Annotated in this window: 18 protein-coding genes and 1 riboswitch; of the genes, 13 read left to right on the top strand and 5 right to left on the bottom strand. The window is 38.2% G+C overall.

From position 1 onward, the window contains the following. Nucleotides 1-60 precede the first annotated feature (60 nt). Nucleotides 61-1149 carry a citrate synthase/methylcitrate synthase gene (locus AA0X95_RS25775; protein WP_413303247.1) on the bottom strand — a complete coding sequence of 363 codons (1089 nt, stop codon included), beginning with the start codon at nt 1147-1149 and terminating at the stop codon, nt 61-63. 108 nt (nt 1150-1257) lie between these two features. On the opposite strand from AA0X95_RS25775, the gene AA0X95_RS25770 reads away from it, so the two are divergent. Both AA0X95_RS25770 and AA0X95_RS25765 read left to right on the top strand, forming a co-directional pair. Beyond that, nucleotides 1258-2136 (top strand): LysR family transcriptional regulator, encoded by an 879-nt coding sequence (locus AA0X95_RS25770; protein ID WP_413303244.1) that lies wholly within the window; start codon nt 1258-1260, stop codon nt 2134-2136. 37 nt (nt 2137-2173) lie between these two features. Beyond that, the gene (locus AA0X95_RS25765) at nt 2174-2977 is read left to right on the top strand and encodes an endonuclease/exonuclease/phosphatase family protein (protein ID WP_413303241.1); all 804 of its coding nucleotides are present in this window, start codon (nt 2174-2176) and stop codon (nt 2975-2977) included. 487 nt (nt 2978-3464) lie between these two features. On the opposite strand, the gene AA0X95_RS25760 is transcribed toward AA0X95_RS25765, so the two are convergent. Next, nucleotides 3465-3890, bottom strand: a complete 426-nt coding sequence (locus AA0X95_RS25760; protein WP_413303239.1) for a VOC family protein — start codon at nt 3888-3890, stop codon at nt 3465-3467. Between the two features lie 123 nt (nt 3891-4013). Then, the gene (locus tag AA0X95_RS25755; protein WP_413303236.1) at nt 4014-4781 is read right to left on the bottom strand and encodes a helix-turn-helix domain-containing protein; all 768 of its coding nucleotides are present in this window, start codon (nt 4779-4781) and stop codon (nt 4014-4016) included. Nucleotides 4782-4954: 173 nt separating this feature from the next. Between AA0X95_RS25755 and AA0X95_RS25750 the strand changes: the two genes are divergently transcribed. The 6 genes from AA0X95_RS25750 (at nt 4955) to AA0X95_RS25725 (ending at nt 10357) form a co-directional block, all read left to right on the top strand. After that, entirely contained in the window at nt 4955-5689 is a 735-nt protein-coding gene (locus AA0X95_RS25750; protein WP_413310268.1) for a sugar phosphate isomerase/epimerase family protein, read from the top strand. Between the two features lie 226 nt (nt 5690-5915). After that, entirely contained in the window at nt 5916-6641 is a 726-nt protein-coding gene (locus AA0X95_RS25745) for a ThuA domain-containing protein (protein WP_413303234.1), read from the top strand. Nucleotides 6642-6643: 2 nt separating this feature from the next. After that, complete coding sequence (locus AA0X95_RS25740; RefSeq protein WP_413303232.1) at nt 6644-7678, top strand: Gfo/Idh/MocA family protein; 1035 nt, start codon at nt 6644-6646, stop codon at nt 7676-7678. After that, the gene (locus AA0X95_RS25735; RefSeq protein WP_413303230.1) at nt 7675-8709 is read left to right on the top strand and encodes a Gfo/Idh/MocA family protein; all 1035 of its coding nucleotides are present in this window, start codon (nt 7675-7677) and stop codon (nt 8707-8709) included. Before AA0X95_RS25740 ends, AA0X95_RS25735 begins: the two co-directional genes overlap by 4 nt. Then, nucleotides 8706-9674: a sugar phosphate isomerase/epimerase family protein gene (locus AA0X95_RS25730; protein ID WP_413303228.1), complete on the top strand. Its 969-nt coding sequence runs from the start codon at nt 8706-8708 to the stop codon at nt 9672-9674. Before AA0X95_RS25735 ends, AA0X95_RS25730 begins: the two co-directional genes overlap by 4 nt. A 299-nt stretch (nt 9675-9973) precedes the next feature. Next, nucleotides 9974-10357 carry a glyoxalase superfamily protein gene (locus AA0X95_RS25725; RefSeq protein ID WP_413303226.1) on the top strand — a complete coding sequence of 128 codons (384 nt, stop codon included), beginning with the start codon at nt 9974-9976 and terminating at the stop codon, nt 10355-10357. A 231-nt stretch (nt 10358-10588) separates the two neighbouring features. Here AA0X95_RS25725 and AA0X95_RS25720 read toward each other — a convergent pair whose 3' ends face one another. Then, a complete protein-coding gene (locus AA0X95_RS25720) occupies nt 10589-11113 on the bottom strand; it encodes a DinB family protein (RefSeq protein WP_413303224.1) in 525 nt (174 codons plus the stop codon). A gap of 295 nt (nt 11114-11408) precedes the next feature. Next, entirely contained in the window at nt 11409-11894 is a 486-nt protein-coding gene (locus tag AA0X95_RS25715) for a QueT transporter family protein (RefSeq protein WP_413303223.1), read from the bottom strand. 8 nt (nt 11895-11902) lie between these two features. Beyond that, a riboswitch (PreQ1 riboswitch) is annotated at nt 11903-11947 on the bottom strand. A 153-nt stretch (nt 11948-12100) separates the two neighbouring features. On the opposite strand from AA0X95_RS25715, the gene AA0X95_RS25710 reads away from it, so the two are divergent. The 5 genes from AA0X95_RS25710 to AA0X95_RS25690 all read left to right on the top strand — a co-directional run bounded on the left by AA0X95_RS25710 (nt 12101) and on the right by AA0X95_RS25690 (nt 17939). Continuing rightward, entirely contained in the window at nt 12101-13279 is a 1179-nt protein-coding gene (locus AA0X95_RS25710) for a sensor histidine kinase (protein ID WP_413303221.1), read from the top strand. Next, nucleotides 13269-13913, top strand: a complete 645-nt coding sequence (locus AA0X95_RS25705; protein WP_413303218.1) for a response regulator — start codon at nt 13269-13271, stop codon at nt 13911-13913. The genes AA0X95_RS25710 and AA0X95_RS25705 overlap by 11 nt, the downstream gene beginning before the upstream one ends. 78 nt (nt 13914-13991) lie before the next feature. Beyond that, entirely contained in the window at nt 13992-15488 is a 1497-nt protein-coding gene (locus AA0X95_RS25700; protein ID WP_413303216.1) for a serine hydrolase domain-containing protein, read from the top strand. Between the two features lie 92 nt (nt 15489-15580). Next, on the top strand, nt 15581-16072 hold the full coding sequence (locus tag AA0X95_RS25695; protein ID WP_413303213.1) for a hypothetical protein: 492 nt from the start codon (nt 15581-15583) through the stop codon (nt 16070-16072). A gap of 202 nt (nt 16073-16274) precedes the next feature. Continuing rightward, nucleotides 16275-17939 carry an SWIM zinc finger family protein gene (locus tag AA0X95_RS25690; protein WP_413303210.1) on the top strand — a complete coding sequence of 555 codons (1665 nt, stop codon included), beginning with the start codon at nt 16275-16277 and terminating at the stop codon, nt 17937-17939. The last annotated feature ends 18 nt before the right edge of the window (nt 17940-17957 follow it).

Below are 17957 nucleotides of genomic sequence, written 5' to 3'. Positions count from 1 at the left end.
GGTTTTTAAAAAAACTAATCAAACGTTTGATTAGTTTTTTTACAGGTACAGCCTTAATATTTATTTTAAAAATCCAATATAGTTCGATTGAGGTCGGTAGATTGTATTATTATCTGATTGTTCGAGGATATGGGCCGTCCAGCCGACCATTCGGCTTGCTGTGAAGGTTGGGGTAAATAGTTCTGCTTTCATGTTTATGGCTTTCATGATGGCTGCCGCGTAAAATTCCACATTTGTATAAAGGGATCGACCTGGTTTGATTTCATCCAATAGTCTCACTGCTGTTTCTTCTACCTTCATCGCGAGGTCCAGCCATTCATCCTTACCATCGAGTTCTAATAATTTTGTCTTTAAGGAAATCGCTCGAGGATCATGCGTTTTATAGACTCTATGACCGAACCCCATCAATTTTTCTCCTCTTGTTAACTTTTCTCTAAGCACACTCTCGGCGTCACCCACAGAAGCAATTTCGTTTAACAAATCAATAACTCCTGAAGGGGCGCCGCCATGAAGTGGTCCTTTCATCGTGCCGATTGCGGATGTCACTGCTGAAACGATATCTGATTCAGTTGAAGCTGTGACTCTTGCTGAAAAGGTAGAAGCGTTCATGCCGTGTTCGAGAGTTAAAATCATATAAGTTTCTAGAGCTTCCACATGTGCAGCTAATGGTAGATTTCCATAAAGCATATAAAGATAGTTTTCGACATGATCTAAATCCATCCGAGGAGTAACAAACGTGTTACCCTCCAGTTTTCGTTTCCGATAGGCAATAATCGTCGGAACGAGAGAGGTTAATCTTATAGCCTGTGGTAGGGTGGGCTTCCAGCTATAATCAGAATTTCCACCTTCAGCCGAAATGGTCGTGCGAATGACACTCATCATATCCATGGATGGTGGAAGCTGATCAATGATAAATCTAATATTCTCTTGAAGAGCTCGTTCCTTTCTCATTTGATCTTTCAAAATTTGTACCCGTTCTTCAGTAGGTAATTCCCCGTACCAAAGGAGGTAGGCCGTTTCTTCGAAGGAGTATTTTTGTGTAAGGCTCCTGATTTCATATCCCCTATAAATGAGTTGACCAATTTCTCCATCGATATGACTGATGGCCGTATCTGCAGCAACAATCCCTTTTAACCCTTTGTTCATCAACCATTCACTCCTTTCCTTTGTTTACTATATTCTATAAAATAAACTTAATTAAGAATATTGAATAATTTTAAAGTAAATGATTAATATCTTTGATAAGGAGCGGTGGGGATGGAGTTTCAGTGGCTTAATACATTTGTTACTGCAGCAGACTGTGGGAATTTTAGGAGAACAGCGGAACTATTATATATTTCACAACCATCTGTAACAGTTCATATAAAACAGCTCGAAAAAGAGCTGGGCATTCTATTATTTCATCGAGAGGGAAGAAAAATTAAACTGACTGAGGAAGGTAAACGATATTTGATTCACGCGAAGAGATTGCTGGAGGTTTATCAGTATGGTCTCGAGGATTTAAATACCTTCAGTCAAGGGTACACAAGGAAGTTAACTCTTGGTATTTCACCTTTAATTGCTGATACGATTTTACCTTACGTATTAAAAAGCTATACAAAGAAGTTTCCGGAAGTGGAGATTTCAGTCAAAATTATTGAATCTGTAGAAATTGAACAGGCTGTCTTAAGGGAAGAAGTAGATTTGGGGCTGTCTTGCTTGAACAGTACTAATCAGAGCTTGATTTGTAATCTTTTAGCAAAAGATAGCGTCATATTGGTTGCCCCACACGATGGGAGAGATTCAGAATCAGCGCCTCCTTTAGAAGTGGAAGAAGTGTTAACAACCCATTATCTATTAACTCACAATCATCCGGGTTATTGGGATCTTCTTTCTAGAGTGGTAAAAAATAAATATCCAAGTGTCCGAATGATGAAGGTTTCACAGGTGCACATTACCAAAAGGTTTATTATTGAGGGGTTAGGAGTGTCCTTCCTGCCAACTTCTACTGTGAGAAGAGAGTTATTAGAAGGCAGATTGATTGAAGTACATTGCGAGTCTATCAACTTGCCTGAAGCTAACACCTACGCGATAATGAAATATGAACATTCAAAACAAATAGAGTTTCTCAAGTTTATTTCTAACTTTAGATGGTAGTGATAAAATATGTTAAAAACATCGAGGTAATCCATCAATGAAACTTCTAACTTTAAATTGCCATTCATGGCATGAGGAAAATCAAATAGAAAAGATAAAATACTTGGCACAAACCATTAAGGAAAAATCATATGATGTCATTGCATTACAAGAGGTAAGTCAAGCGCTTGAAGCGGAGTATGTGCACGGGAAAGTTAAGGAAAACAATTATGCATATGTTTTGTTACAAGAGTTAGAAAAGCTGGGAGTGTCTGACTATTTCTTAGTGTGGGATGTATCCCACTATATTAAAAATGGGACATATGAGGAAGGCGTTGCCATTCTAACGAAGCATCCAATCGTTGAGGAGCACTCATTCTTCGTTTCTGACAGTGTAGATTACGCTACTAACTGGAAAACACGTAGAATTGTCGGAGCAACCATTTCCTACAATAACAAATTACTAACCTTTTATTCCTGTCATATGGGGTGGTGGCACGATGAAGAGGAACCCTTTAAGGGGCAAGCGGACAAGCTGTTGCAGCATATAAATATGGATTACCCCTTTTATCTTATGGGTGATTTTAACAACGATGCTTCTCTTAAGGGAGAGGGATATGAGTATTTAATCAACCGTGGTTTTTACGATACTTACCAGATGACGGATGATAAAGATGAAGGAATTACCGTCAAAGGGAAAATTGCAGGTTGGAGCAACAACAAGCAAGACCTAAGAATTGATTTGATTTTAACGAATAGGCCTGTTCAGGTAGACTATTCAAAGGTAATCTTTAATAATGTCAATCGAAACGTTGTATCCGATCATTTTGGAGTAGAAGTTAACTTGTATGAAGAATTCTAATCAATTCAGATAAAAAAATAGCTCTGTTATAACTGATTGTTGATTTCACAGTGTTTGAAAAATAAGGGGAAAAATTCCTCTTAAATTGGGAAATACCCATATTTCCTTAATAATAAGGGGAGTTTTTCCCTTTAAATGATCAAAATCGTTGGATTTTGTCTTATTTTAGAGCAGTTAAAGGGAATTTCTCCGCTTATTTCGGCTTCTTACGCTTACTTTTTATACAATAGAGGGAAATTCTCCCCTTATTTCTGCTCCTTTAGCGCCCTCTTTATACAATAACCGGAAATTCTCCGCTTAAGAATTCTCATACCTACACGAGAATCAACAATGAATGATAACAGACATCCATGCAATAGTATTTGCACATCAATGAATGAAATAACTGCTAAAAGTTATCCACAGTTATTCAGGGTAGAGCTAAAAAATAAAAAAGACTCCGCTGTATCTAATCGATGCAAGCGGAGTCTTTTTTTGTTAAAGCAATTTAATGTCTGCCTTCAGTGAAAATTTGGAAGGTTACACCGAACTTGTCTGTAACAATTCCGTAGGCTGGGCTGAAGAAGGTTTCTTGTAATGGCATACCCACTTGACCATCTTCCGTCAATGCTTCAAAAAACTTCTTGGATTTTTCCGCATCGTTTGTGCTGATACAGATTGTGACTTGTGTTCCAATTTGATGGGGCTGACCTGCGAACGTATCAGACAGCATTACTTCGGTTTCCCCTACTTTAATTGTTGCATGACTAATACGATCCTTTGCTTCAGGAGGCAGTGGGAATTCAGGGTTTTCCGGCATCTCACCGAAACTTTGGCTAAATAGAATTTGTGCATCCAAAGCCTTTTCATAAAACTGAATCGCTTCTTTTGCATTTCCATCCATGACTAAATAGGGAATTAATCTTACTGTCATTTAACATCAGCTCCTTGGATTATTATGTATGGTCAAATTTTTATGCATAGCTTCTATTATTGCCCATATTTAAATTATATAACAAAGAACATTTGTTCGTAAATATAAATTTTAAAAGTATTCTTAATCTTGTCGTCTATACGCACCAGGAGCTATGCCATACTTTTTTTGAAATACTCTATGAAAATAGGGATACGAACCGAAACCGCAATCCTCAGCAATCTGTTCAAGAGTCATAGTGGTGTATTTCATTCGTTCCATCGCAGCGGTTAAGCGGACTTCGAGGGAATACTCAATCATTGTTTTTCCTACGCTGCTTTTGAACAAATGTACAGAGCGGGAAACGCTGAGACCAGCATATTTCGCCACATCTTCTACTTTAAAGGAGGTGGTTGCATGCTCTTCAATATAGCGCATTATCCTTGTAACGGTATAAGGACGATTAAAGGAAGGCGCGGTTTCGTTGACTGCCCGTTCTAAGGATAAACAAAGAGCTTTAAGAAGATATTCGGAAAGCTCCTTATTTTCTTCGGATGAGGGTCGGCGTTCCTCCACAATTAAATGTCGCCAAAGCGACATCGTTTTTTCGTCCAAATCAATTTTAGTAATCGTAGGCTTTTCAGAACGTTCCCACCATTCATCCACCCAATCACCTTTACATGATAAATGATAATCTGCGCTGCTTTGGCCAGCCTCTACTAATAACTCATAATAATCACCTGGTTGGATTATTAAAAGATCTCCCTTTTCAAGAGTCCTTCGTTGTCCTTTTACGACTACTTCACAAAAACCTTCCGTTTGTAGTCGAAAAAGGTACCCAGGGAATCCAGATTTATGTTGAGAATAATACCCTTGTGTATGGTAGGAATACCCGCAGAAATAGACTTTCATAATTGTAAGCCCCTCTTTTTTTGAAAAACAAATAGCAAAATAGTAGATGTTTTCATTATATCGTTTATGTTTATTTTAAAGTACATCATATATGATGGTATCAAATAAGTAATATAAATAGCTAGCAGAAATGAGGGATGAGAGTGAAGACAACTATACCAATTGCGGTTCAGATGTACACCTTACGGGAAGAATCCGAAAAGGATTTTATTGGTACGTTAAAAAAAGTAGCCGAATTAGGTTTTGATGGAGTAGAGTTTGCCGGATACGGTGGATTATCAGCTAAAGAAGTAAGACAGGTATTAGATGAATTGGGTCTGAAAGCTGCTGCCAGTCATGTGCCGCTTGAAGACTTGGAGACAAATTTGGATCTAGTGATAGAAGACCAGAAAATCCTAGGCAGCAAATATGTTGTCTGTCCTTACCTGCTGCCCGAACGTCGAACAGAACAAGATTATCAAGCTCTTATCCCTTTATTAGAGCAAGCGGGAGAAACATGTCGACGAGAAGGCATTACTCTTTGCTATCATAATCACGATTTTGAATTAGAACGACTTTCAGATGGAAGAACAGCATTAGAGTCCATTTTTGAAGATACGGATGCTGCAAACGTGAAGGCAGAACTGGATGTTTATTGGCTGACGAAAGCTGGTGAAAAGCCAGTGGAGTGGATAAACCGTTACAAAAGTCGAACGCCTCTCATCCATTTAAAAGATATGACAACAGATGAGGAACAATATTTTGCTGAACTTGGAACTGGTGGCGTTGATATTGAAAGCGTCATCAATTTAGGAGAAGACGCAGGTGTAGTGTGGTGGATCGTCGAGCAGGATTTCAGCCGCCGGACCCCATTTGAAAGTATTGAAATAAGTCTAAATTACTTAAAAGAGAAGCTGACATCTAAATAATTTATTTTTACAAAGGCTGTGTTAAGGAACGGTTTTGATTTATACAACCTATTGATTGGAGCGGAAGGCACGAAGACTCCTGTGGGAGTATGGTTCAGGTGAGACCCCGCAGGAGCAAGCGCCGAGGAGACTCACCGAAACACCCACGGAAAGCGAAGTGCCTGGAGCGGAAATCAACAGACAATTTTAATAGAGCATTTACAAAAAGCTAAAGGAGTCGTTACACATGTTGAACGTAACAGTATGGAATGAAAACCGACACGAGCAGAAAAACCCTGTGGTTAGAGATATTTATCCGAATGGAATTCACGGTACCATTGCCGCATTTCTTGAAGCAGAAGGCTTTAACACAAAAACAGCTACATTAGATGAACCTGAGCATGGTCTAACCGATGAAGTATTGGCAAATACAGATGTTTTAGTTTGGTGGGGGCATCTCGCACATGGCGAAGTAAAGGATGAGATTGTTCAAAAAGTTCAACAGCGTGTCCTTGATGGAATGGGACTCATCGTTCTCCACTCTGGCCATTTTTCTAAAATCTTTAAAACATTAATGGGCACTAGCTGTGACCTGAAATGGCGGGAAGCAGATGAAAAGGAACGCCTCTGGGTGGTAAGTCCAAGTCATCCTATTACAGAAGGAATCTCGGAATATATCGAACTAGAAAAAGAAGAAATGTACGGAGAGCACTTTGATATTCCCCAGCCGGATGAACTGATTTTCACAAGCTGGTTTGAAGGAGGAGAAGTATTCCGCAGCGGCTGTACGTATAAGCGCGGTAACGGTAAGGTTTTCTACTTCCGACCAGGACATGAAACTTATCCGACTTATCATAACAAAGAAATTCAGCGGGTCATTAGCAATGCGGTTAAATGGGCTAAGCCAGTGAAACGCGAACGTCCGGTTTATGGAAATGCCAAGCCATTAGAAGTCATTAAAGGGGGAAAATAACCATGGGAAAATTACGAGTAGCTGTCATCGGATGCGGCAGTATAGCCCAGCATCGTCATTTACCTGAATACAAGTCAAATAAGAATGTAGAACTTGTTGCTATTTGTGATATTAATGAAAAACGTGCACTGGAAGTAGCCGAGAAATTTGGGGCAAAAGCCTTTACGAGCTATGAAGAATTATTAAAAGATGGCGGAGTAGAAGCCGTTAGTGTTTGTACACCGAACTATCTTCATGCGCCAATCACTATTGCTGCATTAAATGCTGGGGTACATGTCCTTTGTGAAAAGCCAATGGCTACCTCCAAACAAGAAGCAGAGGCCATGATTGCGGCAGCAAATGAAAGTGGCAAAAGGCTAATGATTGCACATAATCAACGCTTTGTACCGTCTCATCAAAGAGCGCGCAAGCTAATTGAAAGTGGAGAAATCGGGAAAATTTATAGTTTCCGTACAGCATTTGGACATGGAGGTCCAGAAGGCTGGAGTGTGGACGGAAAAGAAAGCTGGTTCTTTCAAAAAGAAAAAGCCTTTGTTGGGGCGATGGGCGATTTGGGTGTCCATAAGACGGATTTACTGCGTTATCTTCTTGGGGAAGAGATCATTGAAGTGGGGTCATTTGTAGAAACGAGTGCAAAAGATTTTGCTGATGTCGATGATAATGCGGTTTGTATTTTGAAAACAGAAAGCGGAATCATCGGAACGCTTGCTGCCAGCTGGGCCTATGTAAGCAAAGAAGATAATTCGACGATTATTTATGGTGAAAATGCCATTCTTCGTTTAGAGGATGACCCGGTCAACTCACTGGTTGTTCAATATAAGAATGGTGAAGTGGTCAATTACCAGTTGGGTAGAATACAGTCCAATGAAGAGGGCGGTCAAAACAATTCACGAGTTGTCGACCTATTTGTTGACGCCGTTGTGAACAATCAAGAGCCTCTAGTATCGGGTGAGGAAGGCATGAAATCATTAAACGTCATCTTAGCTGCGCTCGAGTCAAATGAAACAAAACAAATAGTAAGAGTGAATGAACAATGAAAAAACTTCGAATTGGGATTATAGGGGTTGGCGGTATAGCGCAGGGCCGTCATATCCCTGCTTTTTTACAGCTTAGTGATGCATGTGAAATAACAGCTCTCAGTGATGTGAATGTGGACCGGGCCAAGGAAACCGCCGAAAAATATCAGATTCCTCATGTTTTTGAGTACTATCAGGACCTTTTTTCAGAAGTAGATGCTGTTTGCATTTGTACGCCGAATAAATTCCATGCCGAGATTACGATTGCTGCATTGGAAGCTCGAGTTCATGTTCTTTGTGAAAAGCCGATGGCTCTAAGTGCGGAAGAATGTGAAACGATGATTGCTGCTTCAAAAAGAGCGGATAAAGTTCTAGCCATCGCTTATCATTATCGTTTCATGAAGGAATCCCAGGCGGCAAAGAAAGCCATGCAAGAAGTGGGAACGCCGCTTGTGGTGAGAGTTCAAGCGTTAAGACGGCGGAAAGTGCCGGGCTGGGGTGTGTTTACAAATAAAGACCTTCAAGGAGGCGGAAGCCTGATTGACTATGGCTGTCACCTTCTCGATCTCGCTTTATGGCTAATGGGAAATCCAAAACAAACGATGGTGTCAGGCACCATTTATAACACGTTAAGTAAAATGCCGAATCAAGTGAACCAATGGGGTGAGTTTGATCATGAGACGTTTAATGTTGATGATCATGTCACGGCATATGTTCAGTTTGAAAACGGGGCTTCGATGCTGTTTGAAACTTCATGGGCGGCAAATATCAAGGATGACCAAGAGCATCTGAGCATTTCTGGAGTGGATGGCGGCATAAGTGTATTCCCATTTGAGCTTTATACTACTAAAAATGGAATGCTATTAAATAGCCAAGCCGCATGGATTCCAGGTGCAGAGAATCCGGGGCTGCCACAAGCAAAAAACTTTATCGAAGCATGTCTTGGAATAGAAGAATTGGTAGTAAAGCCAGAGGAGGCTCTTCAAGTTTCCCAAATTATTGATCGGATTTATGAAAGTAGTGAATTGTTTAGAGAGGGGATTACTAAATGAAACTAGGTGTATTTACTGTATTATTTGCTGAAAAATCTTTCGTGGAGATGCTCGATACCGTAAAAGCGGCAGGTCTTCATGCTGTTGAAATCGGCACAGGCTGTTACCCAGGGAACAGTCATTGCGATTTAGATGCGTTATTGGAAAGTGAAGAAGCGCGGAAGGAGTATATCGGGAAAGTAGAGGAAAGAGGATTAATCATTAGTGCCTTTAGCTGTCACGGAAATCCTATTTCTCCTGAAAAGGAATTTGCGAAGCAGTCTCATGAGACACTTTTAAAAACAATTAAACTCGCGTCTTTGTTAAGTGTTCCAGTAGTAAACTGTTTCTCTGGTACCGCAGGTGACCATGAAGGCGCCAAGTACCCTAACTGGCCGGTGACACCGTGGCCAAATGAATATGGAGACGTGTTAAAGTGGCAATGGGAAGAAAAACTGATTCCATTTTGGAAAGAAGTAGGCCAGTATGCGAAGAACCATCAGGTGAAAATTGGCCTCGAGCTTCATGGCGGCTTTTTAGTTCATACACCATACACCCTGTTGAAGTTACGCGAAGAAACCTGCGATGCGATTGGCGCCAACTTGGATCCAAGTCATTTGTGGTGGCAGGGAATTGACCCAGAAGCAGCAATTAAAATCTTGGCTAAAGAAAATGCGATTCATCATTTCCATGCGAAAGATACGTACATTGACCAAGAAAATGTAAATATGTATGGTTTAACGGATATGCAGCCATATGGGGAAGTGCGTTCACGTGCGTGGACATTCCGTTCGGTAGGCTGCGGCCATAGTTTGCAAGAATGGTCTGATATGATGAGTGCACTTCGCACCTATGGGTATGATTATGTGGTCAGCATCGAACATGAGGATCCAATTATGTCCATTGATGAAGGTTTTAAGCGAGCGGTTGTGAATTTGAAATCTGTTCTCATTGAAGAGCCTGTTTCACAAATGTGGTGGGTGTAAATATAAGAGTAGTAGAAAATGCAGCCGGATTATTATTAAAGGGTTACGTTTTGGGGTGCAAGTTATTAAATTGACACAAGACATGGCATAGTAAATGACTATGCCATTTTTCCTTTAACATAAAAGTTTTGTCAACTTTTTATAGAGAAAATTGAACTGACATTTTGATTGAAAAACTAATAAAAAGTACATATTCTTCTTTAACAAACGGTGCAGGTTTCTTTAAGGAAAAATGGTGAAATAATGGTAAAGATGATCAATTTAGTTCAAAAATAAATATAAGAAAAGGTGATGTTATAATGAGCACATCTAAAATAAGTATGAAAAGCCCCATACCAATATACCGTATTTTTGATGAGGAGAAAGCCAAAGAATTTTATTTAACATTTTTGGAATTTAAGTTGGATTGGGAGCATCGATTTGAGGAAAACTTCCCCCTATATATGCAAATTTCCCATAGTAATTGTATCCTTCATCTTTCTGAGCATTTTGGTGATTCGACGCCGGGAGCATCAATTAGAATTGAAGTAGAAAATGTGAAGATGCTTCATTCCAAGCTTCTAGAAAAGAAATATAAGTACGCACGTCCTGGGCTCGAAATTACAGACTGGAATACTAAAGAGGTTAGAATTGGAGACCCATTCGGAAACAAAATTGTCTTCTATGAGAACATTCAAAAATAACATTGTTACTTTCGATGTACATATCGCATTATTATTTTTAGACTTATTGAAGTAGCAAGTGCTTTAGTTGAATAAGATATTTATTTTTTAGATGCCAAAGAAACAATAAATCAGAAAAATGGCGTGCCAAACTGATGTCAGTTTACACGCCATTATCATTGCCAATTATGTGATATGCACCTCAAAACGGTATGGTTTAGATTATTATTCCGGCTGCTTTTCTATAATTACCTATTTTTTTGCTGATAAGTACCTCTCGTTAATAATCTTTTTATGATGGATGGCGTGACCAGCAATTATGTAGCCGATGGCGCGGGTAGTCACTTGCGTATTGTTGGCAATACCATTGTAGACCCAAGCCTCTACAGGCATGTTTTTCATTAAAGTAATCGTAGCTTTCCGAGTTGCTATAAAATCCTCAAGTATAGCTTTGATAGATTGGTTGTTAATTTGAGAACCTTCAACAAAATCATTTTCATTAAACCCAGCTAAGGCTGTTTGGTCACCGCGGCCAATACGAAGCAGGCGATAGCTCATAATTCTTTCGGTATCAGTCATATGACCGAGAACTTCTTTAATACTCCATTTATCTGGAGCATAACGAAAATGTCCCTCTTCATCAGGAATTCCTTCAAAAAGTGCAATGGTATTTTTTAAATCCTCACTCAGAATCGTTAATAGGTCTCCTTCGGGAACAAGGTCCACATACGGTACATAATACTCAGGATACTCACTAGTTAAAGGACGTTGTAACATGATTTTCTCTCCCTTCAAATTGCAATCATCTACTACTACTGTATTCCTTTTCACAAAGAAATACCAAATAAAAGTAACTGAAATTGGATGATTTTAGCAAAAAAGCACTTGTGCATAGAAATTCTATGTATTATGATTTTAATGTACATAGAATTTCTATGCTTCTGAGGGGGAGTCGTGAGTGAAGAAAAAAATATTAATTACAGCTGTGATTATCTTTTTTATAGGTACTGTGTTTTTATGGTTGAAACCGCATTTTCCACGTACCTTTCATCAGCAGCAACTCTTTTTTTGTTTAGACGATTTTTTCAAAACGAACACGTTGGTTTATTACATACATTACCGGCATACCAATAGCCATAACCACGAACTCACCAACGGCAGTAGTTAACCAAGTGAACATGAATGGTAGATTAAATGCCAAGTGAAGCTCAAGGGCAATTAAGAACATAGTAACCGTGAAAACTAGTGTATTCACAATCATTCGTGTCCATAACCCTTTAATATATTTTGCACAGGCAATCGTTATTAATAAGGCAATCACAGATTGGCCTACACCGAAAATAAGGTCATAGGCCTTCATCGGTGAAAAAAATAAATTGGTTAAAAATACACCAAGAATGATTCCGTAAAAATATTTCTTGTTAAAGACGATCAGATGGTTAAACATTTCTGATACGCGAAACTGAACTTGGGTGAACCCAAACGGCTGGATTAAAGCAGAGACTGCAATGTACAATGCTGCTACAATACCGTTTACGACAATTGATTTTACTTTCATATATAATTATCTCCTTAGTTTTTTTATGTGGGAGGTTCTCGAACCACATTTTCTTAAATTCCAACAAATTTATATATTAGTATAAATAAAAGCATGAGTCAATGTACCTGTTTTGAGTTCTATTAAAAAAATATTTATATTACCATATATGTAATAGATTGGTAGAATGTAACTAGCGACAATTCGGATGGGTGGTGTCAGGCACCATGAAGTGGACCTGGGTGGATACAGTTTTTTTCATCGTTCGAGGATTATGGTTTTTAATCTGGATTATCATTTTTATGAATAATCCAGTATTTCACTCACGTGAGATTCCTATAAGTGGGTTACTAACATGGCTTTTTCTTGCCTATCTTGTACCTCAAAGTTTTATTTGGTTTAAAACACTTTCTGCGCAATTGTATCCGCTATTCGAACAACTGTTATCAGGTGGTCTCTATATCTACTTACTCCTTTATGTAAAATCGGATTCTTCGGTAATGCTCATTCCTGCAGTTATTCTTGGACTCTATTACTCGAGAACTTTCGTATGGAAGTGCAGTGTTGTCATTATGCTAATCATTCCAATTTCAGGGATAATTTTCGATAGAGGACCTATTGTGGTTTTTCTAACACATATTTTGAATAATGGGATTGCCTTAGGTGTGGGTCTCGCATTTAATCGCATGGTGTTGCTGTTAAAACAAAATCAAGAGCAATATAAGGTTATCCAAGAGCAAAACGATACCTTAGAGCAGTATGCTAGAAAGGTAGAAAGCTTAACTCTTTTACAAGAGAGGAATCGGATGGCAAAGGAACTGCACGACACAATGGGGCACACCTTCACATCAGTTATTATTGGAATGGATGGAGTAATCTCTAACTTGAACCGTTCAGATTTAGAAAAAGCCTTAAAGAAATTACATGTTTTAAGAAAGTTAACTAAAAATGGTCTGGATGAAATCAGGAAAAACATTCATCAAATTGCCCCTGCTGAAGAAGAGGAAGAATTGCCACAAAGTTTAACCAAACTGGCATATGAGTTTGCACAGCATACAAACACAACTAATCGATTGACTATCATTGGCGAAGTGTATCCTATCAGTGAGTCAATCAAGCGGACATTCATTCGTTGTCTTCAGGAAGCGCTCACTAATGCCAAAAGACATGGCGAATCACAGCATATTGATATTAAATTCGAGTACGGTGAAACGAGTTTAATATTAAAAGTAAAGGACGATGGAAAAGGGACAAGTGATTTGAACCCGGGCTTCGGACTTACCGGTATGAGGGAGAGATTGCAGGATCTACAAGGTAGGTTATCCGTAAATTCGAATATAGGGAAAGGGACAGAAATTACTTGCTATATTCCAAATGGAAGGAGGATAAATGGTGATGTCTATTAAATTAGCCATTGTCGACGATCAAGAGATTATCCGAGAAGGACTCTTCGACATTTTTGATGAAGTGGAGGGTATCGAGGTTTTGGGACTAGCGGAAAATGGACTGAAAGCAGTAGAAATCTGCACAGAAAAACAGCCTGATACAGTGTTGATGGATATAAATATGCCGGTAATGGATGGAGTCGAGGCAACAAAAGCTATAAAAGAAAAGTGGCCGCACATTCGCGTGATTATCCTTACCACCTTCCAAGAAATCACTTACGTTAGGGAGGCGCTACAGGCTGGTGCAGAAGGATACCTTTTAAAAGCCATAGAACCTACTGATTTAATTGCCGGTGTCCAATTAATTTCTCACGGTGGAACCTTGATTTCAAAAGAAATTGCCAACCTTCTTATTGGAAAAATGAACCCAGATGCCAGCTCGCCACAAAAGGCTGGTAATTCCTATGGATTAACAGAACGGGAAACAGATGTACTGCGGGCACTTGCAAGCGGATTAACAAATGCAGAGATTGCTGCCCATCTGTTTTTATCTGTAGGAACTGTGAAAAACTACATATCCAACATTTACTCCAAATTTGAAATTTCCGACCGTCTGAAGTTAGCAAACAGAGCAAGAGAAGAAGGTGTCATCTAAAGTTATGACCACAGTCACTATTCTGCATTTATTTAATGTTTAATAATTAGGTCATTAAATGATATGGAGCGTGTGACTATGGTTAGAAAAATAATTAGTTTCCTATTACTCCCACTACTTTTTACAAATACAGGTTTTGCTCAAGGCCAAAATGATTACGAAATGATCGACAATTATATAAAAAAGCAAATGAAAATCCAAGCGATTGAGGGTCTATCCTATGCGATTGTCAAAGAAGGGAAAATTGATCATTTACAATCGTTTGGAAATGCTGATATTGGAAAAAAGCTTACCCCACAAACGCCGATGAAATTAGCTTCTTTAAGTAAATCGTTTACATCCTTAGCCATCATGCAGCTTGTGGAACAAGGAAAAGTTGACCTCGATTCTCCTGTCCAAAAGTACATCCCATGGTTTTCCTTACGTGACAAAGAGGCGTCTGCAAAAATAACCGTTCGTCATTTACTAAATCAAACAAGTGGAATTTCAGCAGATGGCGAAGTGGAAATCGCCAATGAACTAAAAGGAATATCGCTGGAAGAAACGGTAAGGTTATTGAGAAAGGTAGAACTTTCCCACCCTGTTGGAAGCAAATTTGAATATACGAATTTGAATTATCTTTGTTTAGGTTTAGTGGTCGAAAAGGTTTCAGGGGAGTCTTTATCAAGCTATTTAGAAGGGCATATCCTAACTCCCTTAGATATGAAAAATAGTTATACTTCAATAGAAGAAGCGCAAATGCATGGGTTATCAATGGGTTACTCGTCGTGGTTTGGTATGCATTTACCAACAAGAACGGCTCTAGATGATCTCCCTAACTTTTTAGCTAGTGGGTATATGACTGCAAGTGCAGAAGATATGGGAAAATACTTATTAAGCTTAATGAATGATATGAATCCTGTTCTTTCTGCAAAAGGGGTAAAGGAGCTGCAAACTCCTGCAGTCACAGCTAAAATGTATCTGGATGGAACGTATTTTGGGAACTATGCGATGGGTTGGTGGAAGCGAGAGGTTCAAGGAACGGAAGTCATCGGGCATTCAGGGGATCTCTTTTCTGCTGCTCGGACGGATATGTATATATTGCTTAAAGAGAAAATAGGAGTTGTTGTTCTGACGAATACCAATAACGGTAGATTTACACCGGGGGATTCTCATAAAACGACAGATGGGGTCATAAGTTTGTTAGCGGGAAAACAGCCTATTGAAGAAAACAACCAACATGATTATCAACAACATTATCTTATAATGAATAGCATAGTTTTAGGAATTCTTGTTATGATAATCATCTCGTTCTTACGTTTGAAAAAACGACTTAATAAACTCAGTAGGCCAGATGCTAATAAAAAATGGATCATGTATTTAATACTTTTCCAACTCTTTTTACCAGTGGCGCTTTATCTCGGAATGCCTAAACTGCTGAATTTTCCTTCCTGGAGCTTCCTGTTTTGTGTTCAGCCGGATTTGGTTAGTTCCTTTATGATTGTTTTCATTTTGTTTTTCGGCCTCGGGATACTTAATGGTTTTGTTCTATTATCTATAAAATTAAAAAAGCACAATTCACTCAAATTTGAGTGATTGTGCTTTTTTCATAAAATAATAACAGGAAATTTTTACATAAATAATAAAAATCCGTGCAAGATAAAAAGAAAAAAGGAATGGCGTATATTATGAAACAAAATAAATTGTTTTTACTTGCAATGATGCTTATACCCTGGTTATCACTGCCACTCCTAGGAAAGCGGGCTTTCAAGAGATTTTACCCGGGTGCTTTGTTTATCTTCGTTTGGGTCCTTTTTGAGAGTTATTTTGCGAAAAAGCGGCTATGGTGGAGATTTTATGAAAAACTCATTCCAAAAACAATGGGCGAACTTCCCTTTATGATAGGGCCATTTTTTGTGGGATCATTATGGATTTTAAAGTTCACATTCGGAAACTTTTTTCGATACTTACTATTGAACCTTATTCTAGATACCCTTTTTGCCTTTCCTGGGATGATTGCGTTACGAAGAATGGGGATTGTTTCACTTGTCAGTATGAAGCACTATCAAATGGGGCTTATATTTATGATTAAATCAGTCATCATGTATGGATTCCAAAGTATGATTGAAAAAATGAGAAAAAAACCAAAATCGCTTATTCAGAAAATATTCGCTAAATAGTCACAATGAAAAATAAAAAGCCGACTTAAAAAGCTATCGCCTTTTGAGTTGGCTTTTTTGCAGTAAGCAAACAAACTGGTATCTATCGCAAATAAAATCCTAATTACCGCAAATAACCCACTCGTTTTCGCAAATAAACTTACTAAATTCGCAAATAAAAGGTGATAGAATAATAGTAAAACATAGAGTTGGAGTGTGAGTAATGAATCTATCAAATTTTGAAGAATGGATAGATGAAAAAATTCTTAGGCGAGGACTTGATTACTTTAATAAAGGTAAAGTGATCAGTCTTATAACAACTGATGGAAGTCATTTCAAAGCAAGAATAGATGGTTCAGATGTCTATAATGTTGAGGTGTTTTTAAGTGGTGATGTTGTATTAAATATCTACTGTGATTGTCCATATAACGGTGGGTATTGCAAACACAAGGCAGCGAGTCTTTTTGCTCTAAAAAATGGCGAATTTTCAAGCAATGTGGAAAGCCCACCTACACAACCTACACCCAGCGACACAAGTAAAGGTAGTTTAAACTCTTTACTATCAAATTTACAAAAGGAAGAATTAATCAGTATAATTCAAAATATTTCTGACGATTACCCAGAGGTAGAAAAACGCTTGCTATTTCAGTATGAAACAAGTAAAGACGAAATAGCTTCCAGTAAAAAACTTATTAGAGACTATATTAATGGTGCAAAAAGAAAAGGGTTTATTGATTGGCGTCATGTTGACCAAGCTTTACAAGGTGCAGAACTAACACTCCAGAAAGCACGGGGCAAGTTAGAGAATGGAGACACAGAGGGAGCGATATTACTTTCCATCGCAGTTATATCCCCTGTGGTTAAAATGCTGGATTACTCTGATGACTCAAATGGGTCTGTCGGATCTAACATAAATTGGGCGATAAAAACGATTGACCAATCTGTAACTAGCGGAATAAACCGTTTAAATGAAAAGGAGCAGAAAAAATTATTTGAGGTCATAATGAAAGAAGCCCTTAAGGAGTATTTAAGTGGTTGGAGTGATTGGCGGTACGACCTTCTTAAAATCTGTACTTATTTTTGTCATCAAGGTGATTTAAGAACTAAACTTGAAAAACAATTAGAAGCCCTTAACCAACAGGTGGATCATTCTTTTGATAAAAAAGAAATTAAACTTTTACAATTACAAATTATTGAAAAATGTGATGGGGAAAGTGCTGCTGAAAGATTTATATATGACAATATTAATCATAGTGAATTTCGTGAAAAAGCGATTTCCTATGAATTCAATAAAGGTAACTACGAAAAAGTGATTCAGCTTTGCTTAGAGGGTGAGATAGCTGATCAACACTATCGTGGCCTTGTTCATAAGTGGCAGGAATTCCGTTATAAAGCTTATGAGCTTGTTGGAGATCTAGAGAACCAAAGACAACTTGCGAAAGAATTATTACTGAAAGATAACTTTACCTATTATGGGAAACTAAAAGGGTTATATGCACATGAGGAATGGGAACCAATTTTACAGGAATTACTGGAAGAGTTTGAAAAAGAGAAATACCAATCTTCTACGTACCTATCCATATTAAAAGTGGAAAACTTAAAAGAACAGATATTACTATATTGCAAGAAACGAACATCATCTATAATTGATCTTTACCCATATGTGATAAAGGACTATTTTGATGATGTAAATGATATATTTATCACTTATATTCAAAGGTTTGCTGAAGAAGTATCAGATAGAAGAGGTTATCGAAATGTTTGTGCGGTAATAAAAACATATAAAAAAGCCTTGGGTACTCTCCATTCCCATAAACTAATCAAAGAATTAAGAGAGAAGCATAATAGACGACCAGCATTTTTGGACGAACTTGGAAAGATAAAATAATATTAAAAGGAGGGGCTA

It is taken from the genome of Neobacillus phoenicis, assembly GCF_047302305.1.
GTDB lineage: Bacteria > Bacillota > Bacilli > Bacillales > Cytobacillaceae > Neobacillus.
Note: the sequence above shows the minus strand (reverse complement) of the source record. Positions and strands in the feature narration are given on the sequence as shown.